Origin of the sequence: Bacillus coahuilensis m4-4 (genome assembly GCF_000171615.1) — a bacterium.
GTDB lineage: Bacteria > Bacillota > Bacilli > Bacillales > Bacillaceae_K > Bacillus_T > Bacillus_T coahuilensis.
Window position 1 is genome coordinate 1 of the sequence record NZ_ABFU01000133.1, and the last position, 2,833, is coordinate 2,833.

Here is a 2,833-nt window from a genome sequence, read left to right on the forward strand (position 1 = left end):
CCTAGGACTNAGGGATCGGAAGTAAAAGAACTTGTTGCCATGTTCCCCCGAGTNCCCCCGAAAAGGACNATCACCCAACTAGTCCAAAAGCAACAGCTANNCCAANCCAAAGGGGATAGAAAAACCTCCCTNACTACCCTTTGAATTCTTCAANCGGTGAGGCCTTTGCAACCAACATCCCACATCAATATGAAATGACCGAATATCAAATGAAATGGGAGGAAGGATCCGAGCTTCAACTAAGTGACCCTTCCGTATCTCTACGACCAGCAAGTGAAACGGATTTGACCCTTGAAATTCAATTAGATGTACAATGCTTTTGGATTTTCAGAAGACGATGCAGTTTTGTATAATCAGCGGATCAAAGAGGAAGATCTTTCAAGATTTTTATATCGTAGAACAAAACGGTGTGGGTGTAGGAAAGCTTCGATTCTCAGAATTGGAAGGCGATGCCTGGATATACGGGTTTGCCGTATTACCAGCGTATCAAGGAAAGGGCATAGGACGGAATGCTCTTATTCAAGCGGTGAAGCTTGGGTCAGAAAGCGGGAGTAGCGTGTACCTAGAAGTGGAAGCGAAAAACGAACGCGCCCTGTCACTGTATACAAGTGTAGGCTTCCAAATCATAGGCGCACAAGCTCACTGTNAAATACGGGAATGAAAGAGAATAGAAAGTAATAGACTACTAGAGAGGAATTCGTTTCGTAAGAAAATACTCTCTAGTTTATTTTTTTCGACAAATTTTGAAAAAAGCCTTGCCTAATAGAAAAGTCGTATGATATTATAATCTTCGTTGTCACGGAAAATTTACAATCTTAACATAGTCGTTATTGTTTACCATGGCCCGTTGGTCAAGCGGTTAAGACACCGCCCTTTCACGGCGGTAACACGGGTTCGAATCCCGTACGGGTCATCTTTTCGGGAGTGAGATATCTCATCTCCCTTTCTTATTTTTCTACTATTATGTGGTCCCGTGGTGTAGCGGTTAACATGCCTGCCTGTCACGCAGGAGATCGCGGGTTCGATTCCCGTCGGGACCGCCATTAAAGCTTTTTAAAAAAACTTTTAAAAAGTTGTTGACTTAAAAGGTGAAACTTGATAAGATATTCCTTGTCGCTGTTACGAAACAGCAAAAACGATGGGCTATAGCCAAGCGGTAAGGCATCGCACTTTGACTGCGACATGCGTTGGTTCGAATCCAGCTAGCCCAGCCATTTTTTTGAGCCGTTAGCTTAGTTGGTAGAGCAAGAAAGTAAAAACTTCCGTGAAAAATCATCTAGCGTACAGCTTGAGTCAGCCTGAAAGCTGGACGTCTGTTCTAAGTTTTGAGTCACAGATATTTAACAAATAATTGGAGCCATTAGCTCAGTTGGTAGAGCATCTGACTTTTAATCAGAGGGTCGCAGGTTCGAATCCTGCATGGCTCACCATTCTTATTAAATTAATCATATGCGGGTGTGGCGGAATTGGCAGACGCACCAGACTTAGGATCTGGCGCCGCAAGGCGTGGGGGTTCGACTCCCTTCACCCGCACCATTCTAGTTTTTGGTAAGCGAGTTTGTTCATTGAATAGCGATAAGTATTTAGAAGATGCGGTCGTGGCGGAATGGCAGACGCGCTAGGTTGAGGGCCTAGTGGGGGTAACCCCGTGGAAGTTCGACTCTTCTCGGCCGCACCAAAAAACATCATATGCGCCCGTAGCTCAATTGGATAGAGCGTCTGACTACGGATCAGAAGGTTATGGGTTCGACTCCTGTCGGGCGCGCCATATTATCGGGGAGTAGCTCAGCTTGGTAGAGCACTTGGTTTGGGACCAAGGGGTCGCAGGTTCGAATCCTGTCTTCCCGACCATGATTTTTAACTTAATAAGCGGGTGTAGTTTAATGGTAAAACCTCAGCCTTCCAAGCTGATGTCGTGGGTTCGATTCCCATCACCCGCTCCAATTAATGCTTGATTGAACTTTGAAAACTGAAAAGACAACACGTCAACGTTAAAATTAGTACCCATGAGGTACAAAACTTATTTATACTTCGGTATAAAAATGAACGTCGATTAAGTTTGCTACGTCCTGTAGCAACATCGACATCATGTGCAAAGTGAGCTTGCTCAAACTTTTTATGGAGAGTTTGATCCTGGCTCAGGACGAACGCTGGCGGCGTGCCTAATACATGCAAGTCGAGCGAGGCCTTCGGGCCTAGCGGCGGACGGGTGAGTAACACGTGGGTAACCTGCCTGTAAGACTGGGATAACTTCGGGAAACCGAAGCTAATACCGGATAATATTTTTGGTTGCATGACCGAAAATTGAAAGGTGGCTTTTAGCTATCACTTACAGATGGACCCGCGGCGCATTAGCTAGTTGGTGAGGTAACGGCTCACCAAGGCAACGATGCGTAGCCGACCTGAGAGGGTGATCGGCCACACTGGGACTGAGACACGGCCCAGACTCCTACGGGAGGCAGCAGTAGGGAATCTTCCGCAATGGACGAAAGTCTGACGGAGCAACGCCGCGTGAGTGAAGAAGGTTTTCGGATCGTAAAACTCTGTTGTTAGGGAAGAACAAGTGCCGTTTGAATAAGGCGGCACCTTGACGGTACCTAACCAGAAAGCCACGGCTAACTACGTGCCAGCAGCCGCGGTAATACGTAGGTGGCAAGCGTTGTCCGGAATTATTGGGCGTAAAGCGCGCGCAGGTGGTTTCTTAAGTCTGATGTGAAAGCCCACGGCTCACCCGTGGAGGGCATTTGAAACTGGGGAAATTGAATGGCAAAAAAGAAAGTGGAATTCCAAGGGTAGCGGTAAAAGGCGTAAAAATTTGGAGGAAAACCAATGG

General features: G+C 46.6%; 1 protein-coding gene, 9 tRNA genes and 1 rRNA gene. All 11 read left to right on the plus strand.

Translation table 11 applies throughout. The features are described 5' to 3' along the window. Positions 1–337: 337 nt before the first annotated feature. The gene (locus tag M44_RS24475; protein ID WP_010177383.1) at positions 338–661 is read left to right on the plus strand and encodes a GNAT family N-acetyltransferase; all 324 of its coding nucleotides are present in this window, start codon (positions 338–340) and stop codon (positions 659–661) included. Positions 662–841: 180 nt separating this feature from the next. Continuing rightward, positions 842–913: transfer RNA gene (locus tag M44_RS19115), tRNA-Glu, on the plus strand. A 54-nt stretch (positions 914–967) separates the two neighbouring features. After that, positions 968–1,043: transfer RNA gene (locus M44_RS19120), tRNA-Asp, on the plus strand. 96 nt (positions 1,044–1,139) lie between these two features. Next, positions 1,140–1,214 (plus strand) — tRNA-Gln (locus M44_RS19125). A gap of 140 nt (positions 1,215–1,354) precedes the next feature. After that, a tRNA-Lys gene (locus M44_RS19130) sits at positions 1,355–1,430 on the plus strand. 21 nt (positions 1,431–1,451) lie between these two features. Further along, positions 1,452–1,536 (plus strand) — tRNA-Leu (locus M44_RS19135). A gap of 56 nt (positions 1,537–1,592) precedes the next feature. Next, positions 1,593–1,678, plus strand: a tRNA-Leu gene (locus M44_RS19140). Positions 1,679–1,691: 13 nt separating this feature from the next. After that, positions 1,692–1,768: transfer RNA gene (locus tag M44_RS19145), tRNA-Arg, on the plus strand. A 6-nt stretch (positions 1,769–1,774) separates the two neighbouring features. Then, a tRNA-Pro gene (locus M44_RS19150) sits at positions 1,775–1,851 on the plus strand. 18 nt (positions 1,852–1,869) lie between these two features. Further along, positions 1,870–1,943, plus strand: a tRNA-Gly gene (locus tag M44_RS19155). Positions 1,944–2,115: 172 nt separating this feature from the next. Beyond that, positions 2,116–2,833, plus strand: a 16S ribosomal RNA gene (locus tag M44_RS19160); the annotation flags it as partial.